The sequence below is a fragment of the Caballeronia sp. HLA56 genome, assembly GCF_054655155.1.
Genome location: NZ_BAAHOB010000005.1, coordinates 242,718 through 264,700, shown reverse-complemented (window position 1 = coordinate 264,700; position 21,983 = coordinate 242,718). Strand labels below are relative to the sequence as shown.

The following is a 21,983-nucleotide window of genomic DNA, read 5'->3' as shown; positions in this document are numbered from 1 at the left end:
AACTGAACATCATTTTCCACCCTTCTTAAACCGCCCCAACCCGCCGTAATTCGGCAACTGGTCGATGCTCTTTCCCACCGCTTTGGCATACAGCGGCATCATGTCCGGCAGGCGCTTGAGCAGGTCCTGCCGGCGCTCCGGCCCATACGGATGCATCCAGATGAAACCGTTGTCGGAGCGTCGCGTGGCGGTATCGATCTTGTTCCACAAGGTGATGGCCGCGCGCGGATCGTAACCTGCGCGCGAAGCAATCTCGCTGCCGATGACATCCGCTTCGGTCTCGTCGGCGGGGGCGTATTTCATGGCCAGCAACTGATCGCCGATGCCAAGCGGCTGCGAACCGTAATCGGTAAAGCCGAAAAGCTGCGGCATGGTACCCGACGACAACTGCTGCGCCTGCTGCCGCCCGAGCCGTTCGCGCGCATGTTCGCGCAGCGCGTGCGCGATCTCATGGCCGATCATCATGCCGATCTCGTTGTCGTTCAGGTGCAGCTTGTCGATGAGCCCGCTATACACCACGATCTTGCCGCCCGGCAAACAGTACATGCGCACTTCGGGCGACTTGATGACGTTGATTTCCCACTTCCAGTTCTTCGCGCGGTCATTCCACTTGAGCGCGAACGGAATCTCGTGAGTGGCGATATCGCGCACGCGCTTGACGAGCGGATTGTCATTGCCGAGCAGTGTCTTGTTGCGCTCGGCGTCGTGAATGATCTGCGCATATTCATCGCTTGCCTGCTGTTCGAGCGTCGCGGGCGGAATCAGATTGCGGAACAACGCCGAGTTGCCGAAGCGGATCTGGCTGTTCGGCGCCGTGTAAGGCGGCGCGCGCTCTTCGTCCTGCGCGCGCGCGGACATGGGCGCGAGCGTCGCCAGCATGAGCGCGCAGATGAGCGCGCCAAGCGTGGGCCGGGCCGGCATCGATACCGTCATCGTGGCGTTCTCCATGGCGCGATCTTCGGCAACAGTAGCATGCCGGGTATGGACAGCGCGACGCACACCATGAAGTACGGAAACCATCCTGTTTCACTCACGATAAAGCCGCTGCCCGCCGCCGCGAAAGTCCGTGGCACGGCGGCGAGGCTCGTGAAGAGCGCGAACTGAGTCGCGGTGTAGCGCGGATCGGTCGTGCTCGCGATATACGCCGTGAATGTGGCGAGCGTGAGGCCCGTCGCGAACGTTTCGAAGCCGTAAAGCACCGCGAGCGCGGCGGGCGACGGCCCGATTTTCGTGAGCCACGCAAAGCCGAGCGTCGCGATGATCTGCAAGAAGCCGAAGACCCAGAGTCCGCGCGCAATGCCGATCTTCACGAGGCAGATACCGCCGATCAAGCCACCCGCGATGCTCGCCCAGAACGCGACCGCTTTCGCTATCACGCCGATCTGCGTGAGCGTGAAGCCTACGTCGATGAAGAACTTCGTGGCGAGCGCGGTCGCCATGGTGTCGCCGAGCTTGTAGAGGAAGATGAAGCCCAGCACCAGCAGCGCGGATTGCCAGCCATTGCGCGTGATGAACTCGTGGAACGGCTCGACGATCGCCTCGCGCAACGTCTTGGGTGGCGCGCCGTGAATGGCCGGCTCCTTGACCACGAGCGTCATGATGAGGCCCGGCAGCATGAACGCGGCGGTGATCAGAAACACGGTCTTCCACGGAAGAACGTTCGTGAGAATCAGCGAAAGCGAGCCAGGCACGAGCCCCGCCACCTTGTACGCGTTGACATGAACCGCGTTGCCGAGACCTTGCTCGGTATCGGCGAGCAGCTCGCGGCGGTAGGCATCGATGACGATATCCTGACTCGCGCTGAAGAACGCGACGAGCGCGGCGATGGCCGCAACCGCCCACAGGTTCTGCGAGGGCGAAAAGAACCCGAAGGAGCCGATGGCCACCATCACGAGCACTTGCGTGACGAACATCCAGCCGCGCCGTCGGCCCGGACGCCAGCCCGGAAAGCGCGGAATGAAGCGGTCCATCAGCGGCGACCAGACGAACTTCCACGTATAGGGAAGCCCGATCAGCGCGAAGAGGCCGATCTCCTTGACGTTGACGCCCGCAGTCGAGAGCCACGCCTGCAACAGGCTGTAGAGCGTGAAGAGCGGCAGTCCGGACGTGAAGCCGAGAAAGACGCAAATGAGGATGCGCGCGTTGAGGAACGCGTGCAAGCCGGGATCTTCTTCGTGAGCTGTAAGAGCGGGCGCCTCGCGTGGCGTTTCGGGCATATCGATGTGGGTAATACGTCGTGGTGGTGCGTTTCGATGCGTGACGGGCCGATTCGAACTCAACGGCGCTTCACGCGATAGACCGCAAGACTACCACGCCAGTTCGCGCCCCAACGGACCGTTTGCCCGTCGTGCAGCACCACGCGGTCCAGTATCTCGATGCCCACTTCGGGCGCGAGCGCCTCGAAGTCCTTGATGGTCAGAACGCGCACGTTCGGCGTGTTATGCCATTGATATGGCAGCGATTTCGAAACCGGCATGCGCCCTTGAATAACCGAGAGCCGATGCTGCCAGTACCCGAAGTTCGGGAACGAGACAATGCATTCGCGACCCACGCGAACGGTTTCACGCAGGATCGCCGCGGTCTGATGAATGGTCTGCAGCGTCTGCGAAAGCACGGCGAAATCGAAGCTGTCGTCTTCGAAAAGACGCAGGCCGTCTTCGAGATTCTGCTGGATCACGTTCACGCCTTTTTGCGCGCACGCGAGCACGCCGGCGTCATTGATTTCGATGCCGTAACCATGCACTTCGAGTTCTTCGCCGAGCAGCGAGAGCAGCGAACCGTCGCCACAACCGAGATCGAGCACGGAGGAACGCGGTTCGACCCAGCGCGCGATGGCGCGAAAGTCCGAACGCAGCGCGAGGGAATCGAGAGTGTGCTGGTTCATGCGCCGATCTCCGTGGCAATGCGTTCGTAATAGGCGCGCATCAAGTTGTGATAGCGCGCGTCGTCGAGCAGGAAGGCGTCGTGGCCGTGCGGCGCGTCGATCTCCGCGTAGCTCACGGTGCGCTTGTTGTCGAGCAGCGCTTTGACGATCTCGCGGGAACGCGCGGGCGCGAAACGCCAGTCGGTCGTAAAGCTCGCGATCAGATACTTCGCCGTGGTGTTGGCGAGCGCGCGGCGCAGGTCGCCTTCGAAGGCCTTGGCGGGATCGAAATAATCGAGCGCGCGCGTGATGAGCAAGTACGTATTGGCGTCGAAGTATTCGGCGAACTTGTCGGCCTGATAGCGCAGATACGACTCCACTTCGAACTCGACGTCGAAGTTGAAGTTGTACGCGTCGAGCGCGCCTTCGGCACGGCGCAGCGCGCGGCCGAACTTCACGGCCATGTCGTCATCCGACAAATAGGTGATATGGCCGATCATGCGTGCCACGCGCAAGCCGCGGCGCGGCTTCACGTCGTGTGCGTAGTAGTCGCCGCCGTGGAAGTCGGGGTCGGAGAGAATCGCCGAGCGCGCCGTTTCGTTGAACGCGATGTTCTGCGCCGAAAGCTTCGGCGTCGATGCCACCACGATGCAATGCCCGAGCCGCTCCGGATACATCGTGCTCCAGGCAAGCGCCTGCATGCCGCCGAGACTGCCGCCCATCACCGCCGCGAAGCGTTCGATGCCGAAGCGGTCGGCCACGCGCGCCTGCGCATGCACCCAGTCTTCCACCGTCACGACGGGAAAGCTCTTGCCGTAGGGCTTACCGCTTGTACGGTCGATGCTCATCGGCCCGGTCGAGCCGAAACACGAACCGAGATTGTTCACGCCGATCACGAAGAAGCGGTCGGTATCGAGCGGCTTGCCGGGACCAACCATGTTGTCCCACCAGCCTACGTCTTTCGGGTTGTCGGCGTAGACGCCCGCCACGTGATGCGACGCATTGAGCGCGTGGCAAACGAGCACGGCGTTCGAGCGCGCGGCGTTGAGTTCGCCGTAGGTTTCGACGACGAGTTCGTAGTCGTTGAGCGTCGAGCCGCTTTGCATGACGAGCGGCTCGGTGAAGCGCAAGGTTTGGGGAGTGACGATGCCGATTGATTCCATTCATTCCGCCTTGAAATAGCGGCTAAACGGGTGTCGGCGATGCGCGTGTGGATTGACGGCGCGGCTGACGACCTCTTTAGCCGCATTTGTATTGAACCTCCCCGCAATACCGCTTGGGAAGGTTCGCGCGCCCGCAATCGAGTCAGCAAATCGGCGCGTGTTCGAATTCAGATTGAGCGAAGAAGTATAGCGGAAAACGTAATAAAGCCGCCAATAGCGGTGCCCGGGCGTTCTGGATATGGCCCGAGTTTGTGTCTATATTGTCTAATCTGCGCGTGGGCCCTGGAGCGGAAATGAAACCGAGTCGTGTGAGGCCGCTGAGCCATCTCAAGAGCCGCGCGGCCGAAATGATCCGCAACGTCGTCGAGAGCCGCGAGCCCATGCTCATCACGCAAAACGGCGAAGGGCGGGTGGTCGTGCAGGACGTGCAGTCTTATGAAGACCTGCATCAGACCGTGGCTTTGCTCAAGATTCTGGCGATGGGGCAGAAGTACATCGAGGCCGGGCATTGCATAGACGCAATCGACCTCTTCGGCGAACTCGAACGGCTCGACAGGGAAGAAGGCGTCAAGTGAAAACCGTCTTTCTCGATCCGGTGCAGCAGGAGTTGCGCGACTATAGACGCTACGTCATCAACAAGTTCGGCAAGATGGCGTGGAAGGCCACGCGCGACGGCCTGGCCGACACCATCGCCGAAATAGAAGCGTCACCGCGTCGTGGCGCGACGCCGCCCGAACTGGTCGACTTCCGCATGACGGGATACTACGAAGTGGCGAGCGGCACCAACCGCGTCATCTACAAGGTGGATGGCGAAACCATCTACGTGCATCTCGTCGTCGATCAGCGCTCGGACCTCGAAGACATGCTCGCGCGGCGCCTCTTCAGGATGTAGTCGCTTTCGCCGCTCGAAAGCCGCCGCCGCGCATGCCGAGCGTGAGCGCGCGCAACGAACGCACGGTGCGATCCACGTAATGCGGCCGGCCCGAGCCGGGCAAGCGCTGCGAAATGCCGCCACTTGACGTGCGCGCCATCGGCAAATGGCCGACGATCCACACCGTGCGAATGCCGAGCCGCCGGTAACGCTTCAGATGCCCGCGCGTGTCTTCCACCAGAATCGCGTCTTTCAAATGCACGTGCGCGCGGCGCATCGCGCGACGGAGCATGGGCGCATCGGGCTTGGCGCGCCAGCGTTCGCCGTCGCGCATGTCCTCGATGGCGATCACGCGCTCGAACAGCTTGCCGATACCCAGTTCCGCGAGCACCGAGCGCGCGTAGAGCGTCGGTCCGTTGGTGAGCACGATCTTGCGGCCCGGCAGCGCGTGCACGATGCGCTTCAGGCCGCGCTCGGCGCGCAGCATGGACGGCAGATCGGGGAAGGTATGGACTTCGCGCAGGAAATCGGCGGGATCGATGCCGTGATGCCGCACGAGTCCGAGCAAGGTCGCGCCGTATCGCACCGTGTAGCCGACGCGCAGCCGGTTCGCTTCGTCGATATCCACGCCCAGCCGGTCGATGATGTACTGCGTCATCGCGCGATTGATCGCCGGAAAAATCTCGTGCGACGCGTGATGCAGCGTGTTGTCGAGATCGAAGAGCCAAACTGGGCCGCGCGTTTTGACATGACGGCGGCGAGCACTGCGAGATGAACTCATGCGCGATTACGTTCGGCAAATAAAAACGCCCGCGCGGAGCAAACCGCAGCGGGCGTTGGAGGAAGAGTGACGAAGCTCAATGCGAGCGGATCATCGTGCCGAACGGCTGCTCGGTCAGAATTTCGAGCAGCACCGAATGCTCGATACGCCCGTCGATGATGTGCACCGAACGCACGCCGCTTTTCGCCGCATCCAGCGCGGAGGAAATTTTCGGCAACATGCCGCCGGAGATGGTGCCGTCGGCGAAAAGGGCGTCGATCTCGCGCGCGGAAAGGTCGGTGAGAAGATTGCCTTCCTTGTCCATCACGCCGGGAATGTTGGTCATCATCACGAGCTTTTCGGCGTTCAGGACGACCGCCAGCTTGCCCGCGACCAGATCCGCGTTGATGTTGTAGGAGAGTCCGTCTTCGCCGAAACCGATAGGCGAGATGACCGGAATGAACGCGTCGTCCTGCAGCGCCTTCACCACCGCCGGGTTGATGGACTCCACTTCGCCCACCTGACCGATGTCGATGAACTGGCCCGGATTATCGCGATCCGGCATCATTAGCTTGCGCGCGTGGATGAGCCCGCCGTCCTTACCGGTCAAGCCGACCGCCTGACCGCCGAAATGGTTGATGAGCGTGACGATGTCCTGCTGTACCTCGCCGCCGAGCACCCATTCGACCACTTCCATGGTCTCTTCGTCGGTGACGCGCATGCCCTGAATGAAGGTGCCCTGCTTGCCGATCTTCTTGAGCGCCTGGTCGATCTGCGGACCGCCGCCGTGCACGATCACCGGATTGATGCCGACGAGCTTCAGGAGGATCACGTCGCGCGCGAAGCCTTGCTTGAGGCGCTCTTCGGTCATTGCGTTGCCGCCGTATTTGATCACGACCGTCTTGCCGTGATACTGACGGATATAAGGCAGCGCCTCGGCCAGAATTTCGGCTTTCAGCGTAGGCGCGATCTGCGTGAGGTCAGGTAGCTCGGACATGGCGGCAAATGAGGCGAGGAGCGTTTAAACACGCGGATTGTACAGGAGTGACGCTACACGACAGGTCGTTTTCCCCGCGCGCCGTCTCGTTTTCCGGCATGGCGGCCGGGCATGCGATCATCGCTTGTCAATGTCGATGAAACGATGATGAACGTAACGCTTCAATCAGGCTCCGACGCGACGCAACGGTGCACGCGCTGCGGCGCGGCGTTTCATTGCGGCGCGCTCGCCGGCGCTGCGACGTGCTGGTGCGCAACCTTGCCCGCGCTGCCGCGCGAACGCTTGCGGCCGGACTCGACTTGCCTGTGCCGCGCATGCCTGGCGGCGGAGATAGGCCAAGCGTCACGCTGATATTAGGGTGCGACAAATCGCGCCACGTTCGGTTTCACTATAGGCGCAAGCGGGATAATGTCGCATGGACCGCACGCACTCAATCACCCGATGCATCGCATAACCAATACCGGACGGGTCAACCTCGGTCACCTCTTCTGGCTTCGCTCGCTGGCGATCATCGGCCAGTTGACGACCATCGCCGTCGTGCAGATTTTCTACAGCGCGAAGCTGCCCTTGCCGGCCATGCTCCTCGTCGTCGCGCTCGAAATGTTCTTCAACGGGCTGACGTGGCTGCGCGTGGCGCGGGCTCAGCCGGAAACCAATGTCGAACTCTTCGGCCAGATGTGGGTCGACTTAGGCGCGCTCTCCGCGCTTCTGTTTCTCTCGGGCGGCTCGACCAATCCGTTCGTCACCTTGTATCTGCCGTCGCTGGCCATTTCCGCGGCCATTCTGCCGTGGACCATGACCGCGTGGCTCGCGCTCTTCGCGGTCTCTTGTTATGCGCTCCTGAGCTACAACTACGTGCCGCTCAACATAGAGAATCCATCGAATCTGTTCGACTACTTCCGCACGGGTCTGTGGGTGAACTTCATGGTGAGCGTCGGGCTGATCGGCTGGTTCGTCGCACGCATGTCGCGGGCGCTGCGCGTGCGTGACGCCGCGCTCGCCGACGCCCAGCAACGTCATCTGCGCGACGAACGCGCCGTTGCGCTCGGTGTGCAGGCGGCCACCGTTGCGCACGAAATGGGCACGCCGCTGTCTACCATTGCAATGCTGAGCGAGGAATTGCGCGATTCCGCCGCGCACGACCGCAACCTCGCGCCTTACGCGGCCGACTTCGAATTGCTCGAACAGCAGATGGCGCTGTGCACCTCGGCGCTCGCGCGCTTGCGCAGCCGCGCGACGGGGCCGTCGAATCGCCAGCCGCTTCGCGAATGGCTCGCGAGCTTCATCGAGCAATGGCGGCTGCGGCATCCGCAAGTGAAGTTCGAGCATGCGGGCAAGACGCCGGAGTCCATGTCCATCGACGATTCCGTTGCCATCGGTCAGATTCTCACGATCTTGCTGGACAACGCGGCGCGCGCGAGCAGCGAGCTCGTGACTTTGCAGGCATCGGCTGAACGGGTGGAAGGCGTGCAGATGGTGCGCTTCGATATTTGCGATCGCGGGCCGGGCATTCCGCCCGCGCTGCGTTCGAGCCTGGGCGCCGCGCCAGTGGACAGCACGCAGGGGGGCCACGGCGTCGGGCTATACCTTGCGTTCGCGGCGGCGGCGCGCCTGCAGGGATCGATAGAACTCGCGGCGGATCAGCCACGCGGCACGCGCGCGATCCTGCGTCTGCCGAATATCGGCGCATCGCCCGCCGATGATGCACGAACCGAATCAAGCGGCGCGGCGTGAGCACGACGCCGGCCAACATTGGAGAAAGAAGCATGAGCGACATGAATTTCCTGATCATCGACGACGACGAGGTTTTTTCGGGCATTCTCGCGCGCGGCCTGGTTCGGCGCGGCTACACCGCGCATCAGGCGCACGACGCGAGCGAAGCGCTGAAGCTCGCCAATCAGCACAAGTTCGGCCAGATCACGGTCGATCTTCACCTCGGTAACGATTCCGGTTTGCGTCTTGTCTCGCCACTGCGCGACTTGCAGCCGGACGCGCGCATTCTCGTGCTGACGGGCTACGCGAGCATTGCGACGGCGGTTCAGGCAGTAAAGGACGGTGCGGACAATTATCTGGCGAAGCCCGCGAACGTCGAGTCCATTCTCGCCGCGCTGCATGAACAGGCGAGCGAGCAGACGGCGGAAGAAGCGATTGAGAATCCGACTTTGCTTTCCGTGGCGCGGCTCGAATGGGAGCACATTCAGCGGGCGCTGGCCGAGAACAACGGCAATATTTCGGCGACGGCGCGTGCGCTCAACATGCACCGGCGGACGTTGCAGCGGAAGCTGGCGAAGAAGCCCGTGCGCCAATAAAAAAAGAACCGCCCAAGCCGGGGGAACGAGGGCGGTAATCGGAGAGTTACAACGACTACGTGCATATACAGGGGAATACGCACAGGGAAAGAATACGTCGACTCGTTGCGGCCAAATATACGATTATTCCGAATCTAGGAAGACTCCTAGAAAGCTGCGATTCAGCAGGAACTTGAAGGCGGCGAGCATCCTCGGCGCAGCACTGAACGACAGCGAGCGCGCACGCGCAACGCAAGCGTCCAGCGCTTGCATGACAACGCCAGTTTTCGTCCGCCTTTCGCCTCACATCTCATCCGCCGTATTCTCCGCATTCGATCTCAAGAAGGCCGCAACCCGCGCCGTAAAGCTCTCTGTGCGCGAACCTGAGTTCGCACCACGCCGTCCGTGGGCGTCGTCTGCGGGGCGTGGGACCAGACGGACCGGCGCGGAAAGCTCGACGCTCGAACGCCGGTCGATGAAGCGCTGGTCGACAGAGGAGACATCGATGAACTGGTTTGACCGCCTTTCCGTGTTTGGCAAGCTCGTGCTGTCATTCGCGGTGGTGATTGTATTTACCGCATGCGTGGGCGTGACCGGCGTCGTATCGCTGGCGAAGATGAACAGCTTGATCGGCGAGATCGGCGCGAAACACATGGACGGCCTTTACTGGGTCGAGGAAGCCAACAAGCACAAGCTGAACACCGACCTCGCCGCCGCGAATCTCACCTTCGCCGACGATGCCGGCAAGGCGAAGCTCAAGGAGGGCATGACCGCCTCGCTCGCAAGCATGCATCAGGCGCTCGACAACCTGCGCCCCACGATGACGACGACGGATGGCCGCGCGCTCTACGACTCGGCGGCGCAGGCTATCGCCGGATGGGAAGACATCGTGCATATGCAGATCGGCACGAAACCCATGCCGACGGACGTCGATCAGATGGGTCTCATTGCCCGTGCGATCGATGCCAGCGAGAAAGCGCGCGCATCGCTCGAACGTCTCGCCGACTTCAAGCGTGAGCGCGCAACCGGCGCACGCAACAACGCGGCGTCCGAATACCAGACGATGCGCGTCGTGATGCTCGCACTCGTGCTCGGCGCGATGGCGGCCGGCGGCTTGCTCGCGGTCTTGATCGGCAGGCGGCTGTCGGCGCAGCTCGGCGGCGAGCCGGGCTATGCGGCGCAAATTGCGAACCGTATCGCGGAAGGCGATCTGACGGCGCGTGTGCAAACGCGTCCGGGCGACGACAGCAGCATGCTTCACAGCCTCGGCAACATGAGCGTGAAGCTGGCGGAGATCGTCGGCGGCATCCGGCATTCGAGCGAATCGATTCTGTTCGCATCGCGTGAAATCGCACAAGGCAACACCGACTTGTCGCAACGCACGGAAGAGCAGGCGGCGTCGCTGGAAGAAACCGCGTCGAGCATGGAGCAGCTCACTGCGACCGTGCGTCAGAACGCCAGCAACGCCGATGAAGCCAGCGGCCTGGCGCGCGGCGCATCGGATGTCTCGACGCGCGGCAGCGAACTCGTCGGCGAAGTGGTGGACAACATGCGCGAACTCGCGGCGGGCTCCAAGCGAATGACGGACATCATCGCGGTGATCGAAGGCATCGCGTTTCAGACCAATATCCTGGCGCTGAATGCCGCTGTCGAAGCGGCGCGCGCGGGCGAGGAAGGACGCGGTTTCGCGGTCGTCGCCGGTGAAGTGCGTTCGCTTGCGCAACGCAGCGCGATGTCGGCGAAGGAGATCAAGGAACTGATCGAAGCGTCGACGGCGCGGGTGGACAGCGGCGCGGCGATCGCCGAGCGCGCGGGTTCGACCATGGCCGAAGTGACGGAAGCCGTGCAGCGCGTGACGGACATCATGGCGCAGATTTCGGCGGCCTCGCACGAGCAGAGCGCGGGCATCGAACAGGTGAATCGCGCGGTGGCGCAAATGGACCAGGTGACGCAGCAGAACGCGGCGTTGGTCGAGCAAGCGGCGGCCGCTGCGGGCGCGATGGCCGATCAGGCCGAGCAACTGAAGGGCGCGGTCGCGGTGTTCGAACTGGACGGGCGCGGGTAATTCGGTTCGCGCTGGCCGCTTGCGATGGCGGCCAGCGTCGAATGTCGCCGACGGCGAGCAGCGGACGCGCTAGCGTTTCGGTGCTCATCGTGCGGTCGCGTTCGAGCGGGCCGCGCATGAATCTCGGCGCCAATGCGCCTTTCGCAACGATGCGTGCGAAGCGCTCATCGCCGCAAGCCTCCCGTAATATCACCTCGCTTGCCACCCTGCATCCCACTCCGTAAACTCGCGCCAGTTTCCAGAACACCCGCGCCGCACGAAACGGCGTCAATGTCGAGAAGGAGTTGTTTCCCATGTCCAATCCCTATTTCCCGCGCTGGCCCGTCCAGCCGGATGCGCAAGGCGGCCGCGTCGTCGGCCCCGATGAGCGCCTGCCCTGGCCGCAGATGTTCGCCATGGGCATTCAGCACGTCGTCGCCATGTTCGGCTCGACCGTGCTCGCGCCGCTTCTCATGGGCTTCGATCCCAATCTGTGCATTTTCATGTCGGGAATCGGCACGCTGCTCTTCTTCGTGCTGGTCGGCGGACGCGTGCCTAGCTATCTCGGTTCGAGCTTCGCGTTCATCGGGCTCGTCATCGCGGTGACGGGCTACAGCGGCCACGGCCCGAACATGAACATTCCCGTTGCGCTCGGCGGCATCGTGGCGTGCGGCGTGGCTTACGCGATCATCGGTGCAATCGTCACGGCGGTCGGCACGAAGTGGATCGAAGCGCTGATGCCGCCCGTCGTCACCGGTGCGATCGTCTGCGTGATCGGACTGAATCTCGCGCCTATCGCCGTGAAAGGCGTGAGCGCCAGCAACTTCGATTCGTGGATGGCGCTCGTCACCGTGCTTTGCGTGGGCGGCGTGGCCGTGTTCGCGCGCGGCATGGCGCAGCGCCTGTTGATTCTGATCGGGCTGGCGATTGCCTACATCATCTACGCGGTGCTGACCAATGGCATGAGCATGGGCAAACCGATCGACTTCTCGATCGTCGCGAACGCCGCGTGGTTCGGCATGCCGCACTTCACCGCGCCCGTGTTCGAACCGCAGGCGATGACCCTGCTCGCGCCCATCGCGATCATTCTCGTCGCCGAGAACCTCGGCCACATCAAGGCGGTCGGCGCGATGACGGGACAGAGTCTCGACCGTTACATCGGACGCGCGTTCATCGGCGACGGACTGGCGACCATCGTCTCCGGTTTCGCGGGCGGCACGGGCGTGACGACTTATGCGGAGAACATCGGCGTGATGGCCGTCACGAAGATTTATTCGACGCTCGTGTTCGCCATCGCGGCATTGTTCGCCATCGTGCTCGGCTTCTCGCCGAAGTTCGGCGCGGTCATTCAAACCATTCCGGGGCCGGTGCTCGGCGGCGTGTCGATCGTGGTGTTCGGGCTGATCGCGGTGACGGGCGCGCGCATCTGGGTCGTCAACAAAGTGGACTTCTCGGATAACCGCAATCTGATCGTCGCGGCCGTCACGCTCGTGCTCGGCGCGGGCGACTTCACGCTCAAACTCGGCGGTTTCGCGCTTGGCGGGATCGGCACCGCGACGTTCGGCGCGATCATTCTGTATGCGCTGCTGCGCCGGCGTGGGTCGGGCGTGGTCTGATGACAAAGCGCCTGCGCGCCCGGTGGAACGCACGCGCAGGCAAGAGAGCATGCTCTCAAGCCGACAACCCCCGCTTCCGGTTCACCAGCGCGGTCTCCGCCAGATCGATCTCCCGGATGAGCTTGTTCAACGTCTCGTCGTTGATCGTCTGAGCCGCGCGTAACCTGAACAACTCGGCCCGCTCGGCGCGCATCGCGGCCATGCGCAGCCGTGTCTCGACCATTTCGCTTCTCTTCGCGGCCACGCGTGGCGCTTCCTCATCGCCGAGGGATTCCAGCCTTCGCCGGTAAATGCCCATCACACGCGCGGATGAATCCGTGCAGCGCGCCGCCGCCGTTTCGTCCATCTGCTCGATCAGCGTCTCGTGCGTGTCGTCGATAGCGCGTATCGCCGCCTGCGCGATGCGCCGCCGCGCCATGCGCTCCTCCGCCGCGTAGGGCTTGTCGATGCGCGCGGTGCCGCGCAAGAGAATAGGCAAGCCGATGACCGCAATGATTAGCGACACCAGGATCACCGCCGACGCGATGAAGATTGCCACGTCGCGACCCGCGAGCGGCGTGCCGTTATCGAGCGTGACCGGCAGCGAGAGCACGCCCGCGAGTGTGACCGCGCCGCGCACGCCGCCAATCGTGGTCATGGCGAGCGTGCGAAAACCGGGCGCCGCGCCAATGCCCTGTTTCGCGGCGTTGCGGCTCGCCACCCAGCGCAGGCAATATACCCACACGAAGCGCAACGCATACAACGCGACGACGGTCGCAAGCACATAGCCGATCAAAAGGCCTACTTGCGCGTCGCCATCGTGATGCGCTTCGATCAGCGCCTGCCCGATCACGTGCGGCAACTGCAGGCCGAGCAGAATGAACACCATTCCGTTGAAGACGAACTCGATCATCGCCCAGGTGCTCGTCATGCGGATACGCACCGCGCTCGGAATGCTGTCGCGCAGGCTCTGGATGTTCATCATCATTCCCGCCGATACCGCCGCCAGAATGCCCGAGCAACCCGCGCGCTCGGCGATCACGTAGGCGGCGAACGGAATCAGCACGGTGAGAATGACGCCCGCTGCGGGGTCGTCGTCCTCGGAAAACTTGAGGATGCGCGCGGGTATCTCCGTGATCGCCCAACTGATCGCCGCGCCGATGGCGAGCCCGCCCGCCGCGATGATGAAGAAGCTGATGGTCGCGTCGCGCAGGGAGAACACGCCGGTGAGCGCCGCCGCGATGGCGAACTTCAGCGCGACGAGGCCGGACGCGTCGTTCATCAGCGCTTCGCCTTCGAGGATATGCATGAGGTTCGGCGGAATGCGATTGCGCCCGGCAATGCCCGTCAGCGCGACGGCATCCGTCGGCGAAAGCACGGCCGCGAGCGCAAACGCGACGGGCAGCGGCATCTCGGGAATCATCGCGTGCAGGAAGTAGCCGAGCAGCCCGACCGTGATGAACACGAGGCCGAGCGCGAGCATGAGGATCGCGCGGCGCTGCATGTAGAGCTCGCGCTTCGGAATGCGCCAGCCATCCGCGAAAAGCAGCGGCGGAATGAACAGCAGCATGAAGAGTTCGGGATCGAACGTGACGTGAAGCCCGAAGCCGTGCCACGCCAGCACCGCGCCGATGGCGATCTGGATCAGCGGCAGCGGCAGCTTGACCGGAAGCAGGCTCAGTCCGAAGCCGGACAGCGCGACCACCATCAGAAGAATGAGTACGGTGAAGACGATTTCCATATGTGCGGTACTGCACGACGCAAAGAGGCGAAAGCCCTTGATGCCGTCTAGCATTGTTCGGGCGACGCGAAAGTTTATCGCGTGAGCCGGTCAGGGTTGATATACGGTGATATACGACGCTCGCACCGCGGAGGTGCGCATGCACGCGAAATCGCCTGATAGCGGTGCACATTCCACCTAAAACGCCGACAAATCCACATGCATTGCTCGCATGGAGCTTGCTTAATCGTCAGCCACGGGGGACGCAAGACTCCCGGCAGATCAACGAGGGCTGTTCTATGAAATCGGTATTGGACGGGGCCGGGGCGGGACCGGTCAGGCTTGGCCAGGCAAGAGATTCGGCGTTTTGCGGGAGGGCACGGACATGGTGATCGCGAATCCGGAAAAAGCGACGGTCACCACGCGTAGCTTCGAACTGGGCGTGACCTCGGGCTTCGACCGCTATTCCGTCGAACATGGCGACCTGACGCTCTCGAGCGTCTTCCAGCCGGTCTTCAGCCTTTCGCATATGCGCGCGGTCGGCTACGAAGGCTTGTTGCGCGCGCATGACTCGCTCGATCGTCCGGTTCCTCCGGTCGATGTTTTCGGGCAGGCATCGCGTATTGGCGAAGCCATGCTGATCGACCGGCTGGCGCAGGCGCTGCATCTGGAAAACTTCAAGATGCTGGGCGCGCAGACCGAATGGCTCTTTCTCAACGTGCATCCCGGCGCGCTGACCGAGCCGTATCACGCCGCCGCGTTGATGGCCAACCTCAAGCGGCTGCATATCGAGCCGCGCCGCGTCGTGCTCGAAGTGCTGGAGCAGAGCGCCGAAGACATGGAACGGCTCGCGCTCGCCGTGCAGCAGTTCCGCGATCAGGGCTTTCTCATTGCGCTGGACGACTTCGGCGCGGGACATACGAACATCGAACGCATCTGGCAACTCGATCCGGATATCGTGAAGCTAGATCGCGTGATGCTGTCGCACGCCGGGCAGAACGTGCACGCGCCTTCGTCGTCGCGCACGATCAAGCAGCGGCAGAACATGGAAGCAGTGCTTTCGGGCATCGTGTCCTTGCTGCACGAAGCGGGCAAGCTCGTGCTGATAGAAGGCGTCGAGACCGAACACGAGGCGCAATTGGCGCTTGCGAGCGGCGCGGACTTCGTGCAGGGCTTCTTCTTCGCGCGGCCGCATCCGGGTCTCGCGGATGGCGACCACGCGAAAACCGTCATCGGCGAACTCACCGAGCGCTACCGCTTGCAGACCGAGGCGCGCGAACGGCGCGTGGCGACGCGTCTGCAACCCTACGTGCGTGCCTTCGAGCGCGCGGCGGAACGGCTTGCGGCGGGCGAGCCGCTCGACGAAGTGTGCTGGAACTTCCTCGCGCTCGATAACGCCGCCCGCTGCTTCCTGCTCGACGCCAACGGTCGCCAGGCGGGCCGCAATGTCGTGCTGCGCGCCGACCGCGCGGCGCACGAAGCACGATTTCTCCCGCTGATCGACGCGCAAGGCGCGAACTGGCTGCGCCGGCCGTATTTTCGGGCGGCGCTCGGCGAGCCGGAGCGCGTGCACGTGACGAAGCCGTATCTGTCGATCAACGAGGCGATGCCTTGCGTCACGTTGTCGGTGGAGACGCGGCTCGACGGCAAGCGCTGCGTGCTGTGCGGCGACATCGACTGGATCTCGGACGACGAGCTCGTCTGAGAGCCGAGGCGTCACACGTCCCGATCATTTCGCCACGACGACCGGAATTCCCTTCAAGCTCGATGCGCCCTTCATCGTTTCGACGGACGCGCGCACCGCGTCGCCCGTCGCCGCTTCAATGCCGATGCGCGCCGCGATATCGCGTTCGCCGCGCTTGACCATCGCGAGGCTGGCGAGCTTCACGTGACCGTAGCCGCGCACGCGTTCGAAGAGCGCGGCAAGCGCCAGCACGTCTTGCGCGTTGTGCGTATCGCGGTTGGCGAGCGCGCGTTGCATCGTGAGTTCGTAATCGCTGGCGAGTTGACGCTCCATGCGCCGTTCGAGCGTCTTGCCGAACGGATCGAGCACCGTGCCGCGCAGCGCGCGAAATCTCGACAAGCCGCCGAGCACGGACCACATCCATTGACCGAACACCTTCTTTTTCGGCGCGCGTGACATGGCGGGCGGCGCGAGATTGAACTTCACGGTGTAGTCGTCGCCGGCCGCGCCTTCGAACTGCGCGGCGAGCGCGGCGCGAAACGCCGGGTCCGTGTAGAGGCGCGCGACTTCGTACTCGTCCTTTACCGCGAGCAGCTTGTAGAACGTGACCGCAACGGCGCGCGTGAGGACGTCATCGCCCGATGCGGCCTCGACGAGCTTGCGATAACGCGCGACACACTTCGCGCCGCCATACGCGAGAAGCCGTTCCTCGCGGTCGCGGATCAGCTCGCGCAAGGGCATGTCCGCCATCGCGACACGCTTGTTTTCCTTCGATGCCGCCAGCGCTTCCAGCGCGCTCGCATCCGCCGCCGCGAGCCGTCCGATGGCGAAGGCCAGCTTGTTCGCGGCCACCGCCACGTTGTTCAGGTCGAGCGCGCGCATGAGCGCCGCGTGCGACAACGGCACGAGCCCCAACTGCCACGCGAAGCCCAGCATCAGAATGTTCGCGCCGATGGTGTCGCCGAGAAAGCGCGTGGCAAGCGCCTGTGCATCGCAGCTTCGGAGCGCGTCGGCGGCATGGGGCCCGGCTGCGTGCCGCATCTTGTCGATGAGCGCATCCGCGTGAAGATTCGCCTCGGGGTTCTGCACGAAGCTCGCGTTGGCGATGGCGTGCGTGTTCACGACGATCTTCGTTCTGTCGTGCCGCACCGTTTGCAAGGCTTCGGGACTCGCGCCCACCACCATGTCGCAAGCGAGCAGCAAGTCGGCCTGTTGCGTGTCGATGCGCACCTGGTTCAGAAGCGCATCGGTCGCGGCGAAGCGCACGAACGACAGCACCGAGCCGCCTTTCTGCGCGAAGCCCATAAAGTCGAGCACCGACGCGCTCTTGCCTTCCAGATGCGCCGCCATGCTGATGAGCGCACCCACGGTGACCACGCCCGTGCCGCCTACGCCCGTGACCAGGATGTCATAGGGCGCAGCGTCGAGATGCGCTTGCGGCAAGGGCAGGGAATCGACCTTTCGCGCGAGTTCGGCTGGATCGAACGCGTGGCCTTCCGCCTTCTTGAGCTTCGCGCCTTCGAGCGTGACGAAGCTCGGGCAGAAGCCATTCACGCACGAATAGTCCTTGTTGCACGACGACTGATCGATGCGGCGCTTTCTTCCCAACTCCGTTTCCACCGGTTCGACCGATAGACAGTTCGACTTCACGCCGCAGTCGCCGCAACCTTCGCACACCGCTTCGTTGATGAAGAGCCGCTTGTCTGGATCGGGAAATTCGCCTTTCTTGCGGCGGCGGCGCTTTTCGGCGGCGCAGGTCTGGTCGTAGATGAGCACGGTGACGCCCGGCGTGTCGCGCAGACGGCGCTGCACGGCATCGAGTTCGTCGCGATGATGAAACGTCGTGCCGCGCGGAAACTGATCTTCGTGGCCGTCGTACTTTTCGGGCTCGTCGCTGACCACGACGAGCAGCGCAATGCCTTCGGCTTCCACTTGCCGCGCGATTTGCGGCACGGAAATGCTGCCATCGACGGGCTGGCCGCCGGTCATCGCGACGGCGTCGTTATAGAGAATCTTGTACGTGATGTTCGTCTTCGCGGCCACGGCTTGACGAATCGCGAGAATGCCCGAGTGGAAATAGGTGCCGTCGCCCAGGTTCTGAAACACGTGCGGCGTTTTCGTGAACATGGAATGCGAAGCCCAATCGACGCCTTCGCCACCCATCTGAATGAGACCGGTCGTGTCGCGCTCCATCCACGAAGCCATGAAGTGACAGCCGATGCCCGCCTGCGCCACCGACCCTTCGGGCACCTTCGTCGACGTGTTGTGCGGACAGCCCGAGCAGAAGTAGGGCGTGCGCTTCACGGCATCGGCGATATTGGACAGAATTTGCGGCGCGACGAGATCCACCACTTTGTCGCGGCGATCGAGCGCGGGCTTGTGACGCGCGAGCCATTGCGCGAACACCGGCAGCACGCGCGAGGGCCGCAACTCGCCGAGCGCGGACAGAAGCGGCGCGCCATCTTGCGCCGTCTTGCCGATCACGACGGGACGCGCACCTTGCGCGCGGTTGTAGAGATGGTCCTTGATCTGCTGCTCGATGACCGGCCCTTTCTCCTCGATCACGAGCACTTCCGCGAGCCCTTCGACGAACGATTCGAGCCGCGTCGTTTCGAGCGGATACGAGAGCCCGACCTTGTAGATGCGCACGCCCGCCGCATCCAGATCGGCGATGGTGAGATCGAGGCGGCGCAGCGTTTCCATGAGATCGAGATGCGCCTTGCCGCACGTCACGATTCCCACGTTGGCGCGCGGGCTCGGCGCAATCCATTTGTCGATGCTGTTTTCGCGCGCGAAGTGCCGCACCGCTTCTATCTTCGCGGCGAGGCGCGATTCGATGGTGAGACTCGGCAGATCGGGCCAGCGGTTGTGCAATCCGCCCGGCGGCGGCGTGAAGTCTTGCGGCGCTGGCCAGTCACGGCGGATGCCGTCCAGATCGACGGTCGAGCCGGATTCGACCGTCTCCGAAATCGCCTTGAAGCCGACCCACGCGCCCGAAAAGCGCGACAGCGCCCAGCCGTAGAGACCGAACTCCAGCATGTCGGCCACGTTCGACGGATTCACCACCGGCATGTGCCACGCGATCATCGCCTTATCGCTCTGATGCGGCATCGACGAAGACACGCAGCCGTGATCGTCGCCGGCGACGACGAGCACGCCTCCATGCGGCGAAGAACCGTAGGCGTTGCCGTGCTTGAGCGCATCGCCCGCGCGGTCCACGCCAGGGCCTTTGCCGTACCACATCGCGAAGACGCCATCGACGGTGCGCTCCGGGTCCGATTCAACGCGCTGCGTGCCGAGCACCGCCGTGCCGCCGAGTTCCTCGTTGATCGCGGGCAGAAAGCGCACGTCGTGCGACGCGAGCAGTTTCTTCGCCTTCCACAATTGCTGATCGACCATGCCGAGCGGCGAGCCTCGATAGCCGCTCACGAAACCGGCCGTGTTGAGATTCGCCGCGCGGTCGAGTTCGCGCTGCATCAGGACGAGCCGCACGAGTGCCTGCGTGCCGGTAAGGAAGATGCGGCCGCTCGTGGCGCTCAGGTTGTCGGTCAGTCGATAGCCCGACAATGCCGGTTCTTTAGAGTGCGAGGCGAATGAGTCAGCGGGAACACGCGCGTTCATGGAGTCTCCGTTCTTTTAGGTACGCGGGGCAGGTCTCCATTTTTCGCTGTCGAAGGCGGAAAGTTTTTGCGCACTTCCCGACTATCGCGTTCTCTCGGAAAGTAATCGGATTAATTTCGAGATAACCGAGCGGAATCTCCTCGATTGCCCGGGTCCTCACGTATACCCGAAGCGGGATCGCGCATGCTTTGGGTCTAACCTGAACGTCCGACGATCGCCCCAAGAAGGATGCCGATGAAGCTCTATTACTGGCCGAAGACCCGCGCTTTTCGCGCGCTGTGGATGCTCGAGGAAATGCGCGTGCCCTACGACCTCGAGTTCGTGAACATCCGCGCGGGCGTACAGAACGAGCCCGCGTTCAGCCGCGTCAATCCGATGTCGAAACTGCCCGCGCTGGAAGACGGCTACGTCAAGGTGGCGGAGTCGGGCGCGCTGCTGCTGTTTCTCGCGGATCGCTATCCGGAAACGAAGCTCGGCGCTTCGCCGCACGACCCGTTGCGCGGCCGCTTTCTGCAGTGGATGTTCTTCACCGGTTCATGTCTCGAACCCGCGATGGCCGAACGCATGACCGGCGCACAAGGAAACACGGTGAGCTTCGGATGGGGCGATCTGGCGCGCGTGGAGCGCGCCATCGAAGGCGCGCTCGAAGAAGGCCCGTGGCTGCTCGGCGAACAGTTCAGCGCCGCCGACATCCTCGCGGCGAGCACGCTGCAGATTGCGTTCATGGCGAAGCTGATCGCGCCGCAGGGCGTGCTCTTCGATTATGTCGAACGGGCGGTGGCGCGCGATGGTCATGAACGCGCGGCGGCGATCGATCATCGGGAAGCGGAGCGGCTCGCGTTACGGCCGCATACCGGCGCGATCACGCCGCCCGCGCATTGAATGAGATTTAGGGAAACGTGCGCGGCTTAGGAATTCCCGCACCGGCTTCGATGTCCGCTACCGCGCGTCGATGCGCAAGCTCGACCGCGGCGGCGGAATCGGCAAGGCCGTCGCCGCCGACCGTGGACCACGCTTGCACGGGTTTGTCGTTATGACGGATTTCGTACTCCGCATCCCAGCGCGCGCCCTGCAATTCGAGCGGCTTGACGTGGATGGCGTAGACGCCATAGAGGAAGACCTGCTCCGGCATGATGCCCTCCCGATCAGGATAAGCAGCGGCGCGCCGCTGCTCCTACAGTTCGATTTCACCGAGAATTCGATGCGCAAGCGCGCGCGCTTCTTCCAGCGCTTCGTGCTCGTTCTCCGATGCGGCTTCCACTTCGTAGAGTGTCGGCTCGGTGTCTTCGCCGTCGTCGCGTTCGAGTGAGACGAGACCCTGATACTTGTCCCCGTCAATGGCGCGCACGCCGATCGTCGCGGTATAGATGCCTTTCGTGTACGTCGTGTCTTCCATGAGCGCCTCCGGCAAGGACGAAATCATGCTAGCACGCGGTCATGGAACGCGTATGACGCCGTGCTACCGGAGCAGCTCCTCCACTTCTTCGAGCGATGGCGAATGCCCGCCCGAATGCCGGCACGCCGCCGCGCCTGCCGCCAGCGCGAACTTCAGGTGATCGGGCCATTGGCCGTGACGCGCCATCAGGCTATAGAGCAAGCCGCCGATGGACGCATCGCCGGCGCCGACCGTATCCGCCACTTCGACGCTCGGCGGCCGCGCGCAATATTCCTGGCCGTCCGCATAAAGCGTGGCTTCGTCCGAACCGCGCGTGACGAGCACGGTGGCTTGCGGGTTCATCGCGCGGATTTGCGCGAGCGCGTCCGCTTCGGACAAGCCCTTGAACAGCATGTGCAGGTCTTCGTCGGAGACCTTGATGAGATCGGCGAGGGCGGCCATCTTGCGCAGCGTCGGCTCGTAGCCGTGCTCCATCAAGTTGCGATAGTTCGGATCGAAGCTGATCTTCACGCCGTGCTGACGCAGTTGCGCGGCGAGCGCGGCGAGCGTGTTGCCGAGCGGTTGACGCACGAGGCTGATGCAGCCGAAATGCGCCCACTTCACGCGCTCCATCCAGCCTTGCGGCAGCTTCGACGGATCGAACGCGAGGTCCGCGCCGTTCTCGCCCATGAAGTAGTAAGTGGGCGGCTGCGTCTTGTGGACGATGGCGAGCAGCGGCGGACGTTCCACGCGCTGCAGGAAACGCATGTCGAGGCCGGCGGCGACGCTTGCGTCCCAGAGATCGTCGGAGAAATTATCGGTGCCGAGCGACCCGGCCGCCGCCGTCGGCAACCCGAGACGCGCAACAGCGCGCGCCACGTTCCAGCCCGCGCCGCCCGGACGCGAAAGCCAGCTCGACACGTCGGTGCGGATCATGTCCGTGAGGATGTCGCCTGCGGAAACGAATTGCGGAAAGGTCTCGGATGTCTTCTCGGTTGCCAT

The 21,983-nt window shown here is 63.5% G+C and carries 20 protein-coding genes; 9 read left to right on the top strand and 11 right to left on the bottom strand.

All coding sequences use genetic code 11. The annotated features are described in order from the left end of the window. Positions 1–9 precede the first annotated feature (9 nt). Genes ACYQ47_RS20660 through metX form a run of 4 tightly spaced genes read right to left on the bottom strand, consistent with a single transcriptional unit; the run spans position 10 to position 4,026 of the window. On the bottom strand, positions 10–948 hold the full coding sequence (locus tag ACYQ47_RS20660; RefSeq protein ID WP_459906608.1) for a M48 family metallopeptidase: 939 nt from the start codon (positions 946–948) through the stop codon (positions 10–12). Next, positions 930–2,216 carry an AmpG family muropeptide MFS transporter gene (locus ACYQ47_RS20655; RefSeq protein ID WP_250491655.1) on the bottom strand — a complete coding sequence of 429 codons (1,287 nt, stop codon included), beginning with the start codon at positions 2,214–2,216 and terminating at the stop codon, positions 930–932. Before ACYQ47_RS20655 ends, ACYQ47_RS20660 begins: the two co-directional genes overlap by 19 nt. A 59-nt stretch (positions 2,217–2,275) precedes the next feature. Then, on the bottom strand, positions 2,276–2,884 hold the full coding sequence (gene metW, locus ACYQ47_RS20650; protein WP_250462600.1) for a methionine biosynthesis protein MetW: 609 nt from the start codon (positions 2,882–2,884) through the stop codon (positions 2,276–2,278). Next, positions 2,881–4,026: a homoserine O-succinyltransferase MetX gene (metX, locus tag ACYQ47_RS20645; RefSeq protein ID WP_244826752.1), complete on the bottom strand. Its 1,146-nt coding sequence runs from the start codon at positions 4,024–4,026 to the stop codon at positions 2,881–2,883. The genes metW and metX overlap by 4 nt, the downstream gene beginning before the upstream one ends. A 293-nt stretch (positions 4,027–4,319) precedes the next feature. Here metX and ACYQ47_RS20640 point away from each other — a divergent pair, with 293 nt between their 5' ends. Then, complete coding sequence (locus tag ACYQ47_RS20640) at positions 4,320–4,601, top strand: type II toxin-antitoxin system Phd/YefM family antitoxin (RefSeq protein WP_244826753.1); 282 nt, start codon at positions 4,320–4,322, stop codon at positions 4,599–4,601. Then, positions 4,598–4,918: a type II toxin-antitoxin system RelE/ParE family toxin gene (locus tag ACYQ47_RS20635; protein WP_244826754.1), complete on the top strand. Its 321-nt coding sequence runs from the start codon at positions 4,598–4,600 to the stop codon at positions 4,916–4,918. Before ACYQ47_RS20640 ends, ACYQ47_RS20635 begins: the two co-directional genes overlap by 4 nt. Here ACYQ47_RS20635 and ACYQ47_RS20630 read toward each other — a convergent pair. Both ACYQ47_RS20630 and argB read right to left on the bottom strand, forming a co-directional pair. Then, positions 4,908–5,678, bottom strand: a complete 771-nt coding sequence (locus ACYQ47_RS20630) for a pyrimidine 5'-nucleotidase (protein ID WP_250508449.1) — start codon at positions 5,676–5,678, stop codon at positions 4,908–4,910. The two genes, ACYQ47_RS20635 and ACYQ47_RS20630, sit on opposite strands and share 11 nt — an antisense overlap. A gap of 76 nt (positions 5,679–5,754) precedes the next feature. Next, entirely contained in the window at positions 5,755–6,654 is a 900-nt protein-coding gene (argB, locus tag ACYQ47_RS20625; RefSeq protein ID WP_244826756.1) for an acetylglutamate kinase, read from the bottom strand. A 111-nt stretch (positions 6,655–6,765) separates the two neighbouring features. Here argB and ACYQ47_RS20620 point away from each other — a divergent pair, with 111 nt between their 5' ends. From ACYQ47_RS20620 to ACYQ47_RS20600, 5 genes are all read left to right on the top strand, one after another. Further along, positions 6,766–7,005, top strand: a complete 240-nt coding sequence (locus ACYQ47_RS20620) for a cysteine-rich CWC family protein (RefSeq protein WP_459906607.1) — start codon at positions 6,766–6,768, stop codon at positions 7,003–7,005. A 90-nt stretch (positions 7,006–7,095) separates the two neighbouring features. Beyond that, positions 7,096–8,388: an ATP-binding protein gene (locus tag ACYQ47_RS20615; RefSeq protein ID WP_459906606.1), complete on the top strand. Its 1,293-nt coding sequence runs from the start codon at positions 7,096–7,098 to the stop codon at positions 8,386–8,388. Between the two features lie 32 nt (positions 8,389–8,420). Further along, positions 8,421–8,963, top strand: a complete 543-nt coding sequence (locus tag ACYQ47_RS20610) for a response regulator transcription factor (RefSeq protein WP_244826758.1) — start codon at positions 8,421–8,423, stop codon at positions 8,961–8,963. 484 nt (positions 8,964–9,447) lie between these two features. After that, positions 9,448–11,007 (top strand): methyl-accepting chemotaxis protein, encoded by a 1,560-nt coding sequence (locus ACYQ47_RS20605; protein ID WP_244826759.1) that lies wholly within the window; start codon positions 9,448–9,450, stop codon positions 11,005–11,007. A 293-nt stretch (positions 11,008–11,300) separates the two neighbouring features. After that, the gene (locus tag ACYQ47_RS20600) at positions 11,301–12,602 is read left to right on the top strand and encodes a solute carrier family 23 protein (RefSeq protein ID WP_250462612.1); all 1,302 of its coding nucleotides are present in this window, start codon (positions 11,301–11,303) and stop codon (positions 12,600–12,602) included. Positions 12,603–12,657: 55 nt separating this feature from the next. Here ACYQ47_RS20600 and ACYQ47_RS20595 read toward each other — a convergent pair whose 3' ends face one another. After that, complete coding sequence (locus ACYQ47_RS20595; RefSeq protein WP_244828152.1) at positions 12,658–14,322, bottom strand: Na+/H+ antiporter; 1,665 nt, start codon at positions 14,320–14,322, stop codon at positions 12,658–12,660. Positions 14,323–14,686: 364 nt separating this feature from the next. Here ACYQ47_RS20595 and ACYQ47_RS20590 point away from each other — a divergent pair, with 364 nt between their 5' ends. Further along, entirely contained in the window at positions 14,687–16,006 is a 1,320-nt protein-coding gene (locus ACYQ47_RS20590) for a sensor domain-containing phosphodiesterase (protein WP_244826761.1), read from the top strand. A 24-nt stretch (positions 16,007–16,030) separates the two neighbouring features. Here the strand turns inward: ACYQ47_RS20590 and ACYQ47_RS20585 are convergent, their stop codons facing one another. Next, positions 16,031–19,606 (bottom strand): indolepyruvate ferredoxin oxidoreductase family protein, encoded by a 3,576-nt coding sequence (locus ACYQ47_RS20585; RefSeq protein ID WP_459906605.1) that lies wholly within the window; start codon positions 19,604–19,606, stop codon positions 16,031–16,033. A gap of 234 nt (positions 19,607–19,840) precedes the next feature. On the opposite strand from ACYQ47_RS20585, the gene ACYQ47_RS20580 reads away from it, so the two are divergent. Next, positions 19,841–20,488, top strand: coding sequence for a glutathione S-transferase family protein (locus ACYQ47_RS20580; protein ID WP_459906604.1), 648 nt, complete (start codon positions 19,841–19,843; stop codon positions 20,486–20,488). Positions 20,489–20,495: 7 nt separating this feature from the next. Here ACYQ47_RS20580 and ACYQ47_RS20575 read toward each other — a convergent pair whose 3' ends face one another. From ACYQ47_RS20575 to ACYQ47_RS20565, 3 genes are all read right to left on the bottom strand, one after another. Beyond that, positions 20,496–20,738 (bottom strand): hypothetical protein, encoded by a 243-nt coding sequence (locus tag ACYQ47_RS20575; protein WP_244826764.1) that lies wholly within the window; start codon positions 20,736–20,738, stop codon positions 20,496–20,498. A gap of 42 nt (positions 20,739–20,780) precedes the next feature. Beyond that, positions 20,781–21,002 carry a hypothetical protein gene (locus tag ACYQ47_RS20570; RefSeq protein ID WP_244828154.1) on the bottom strand — a complete coding sequence of 74 codons (222 nt, stop codon included), beginning with the start codon at positions 21,000–21,002 and terminating at the stop codon, positions 20,781–20,783. Positions 21,003–21,065: 63 nt separating this feature from the next. After that, the gene (locus ACYQ47_RS20565) at positions 21,066–21,983 is read right to left on the bottom strand and encodes a carbohydrate kinase family protein (protein WP_459906603.1); all 918 of its coding nucleotides are present in this window, start codon (positions 21,981–21,983) and stop codon (positions 21,066–21,068) included.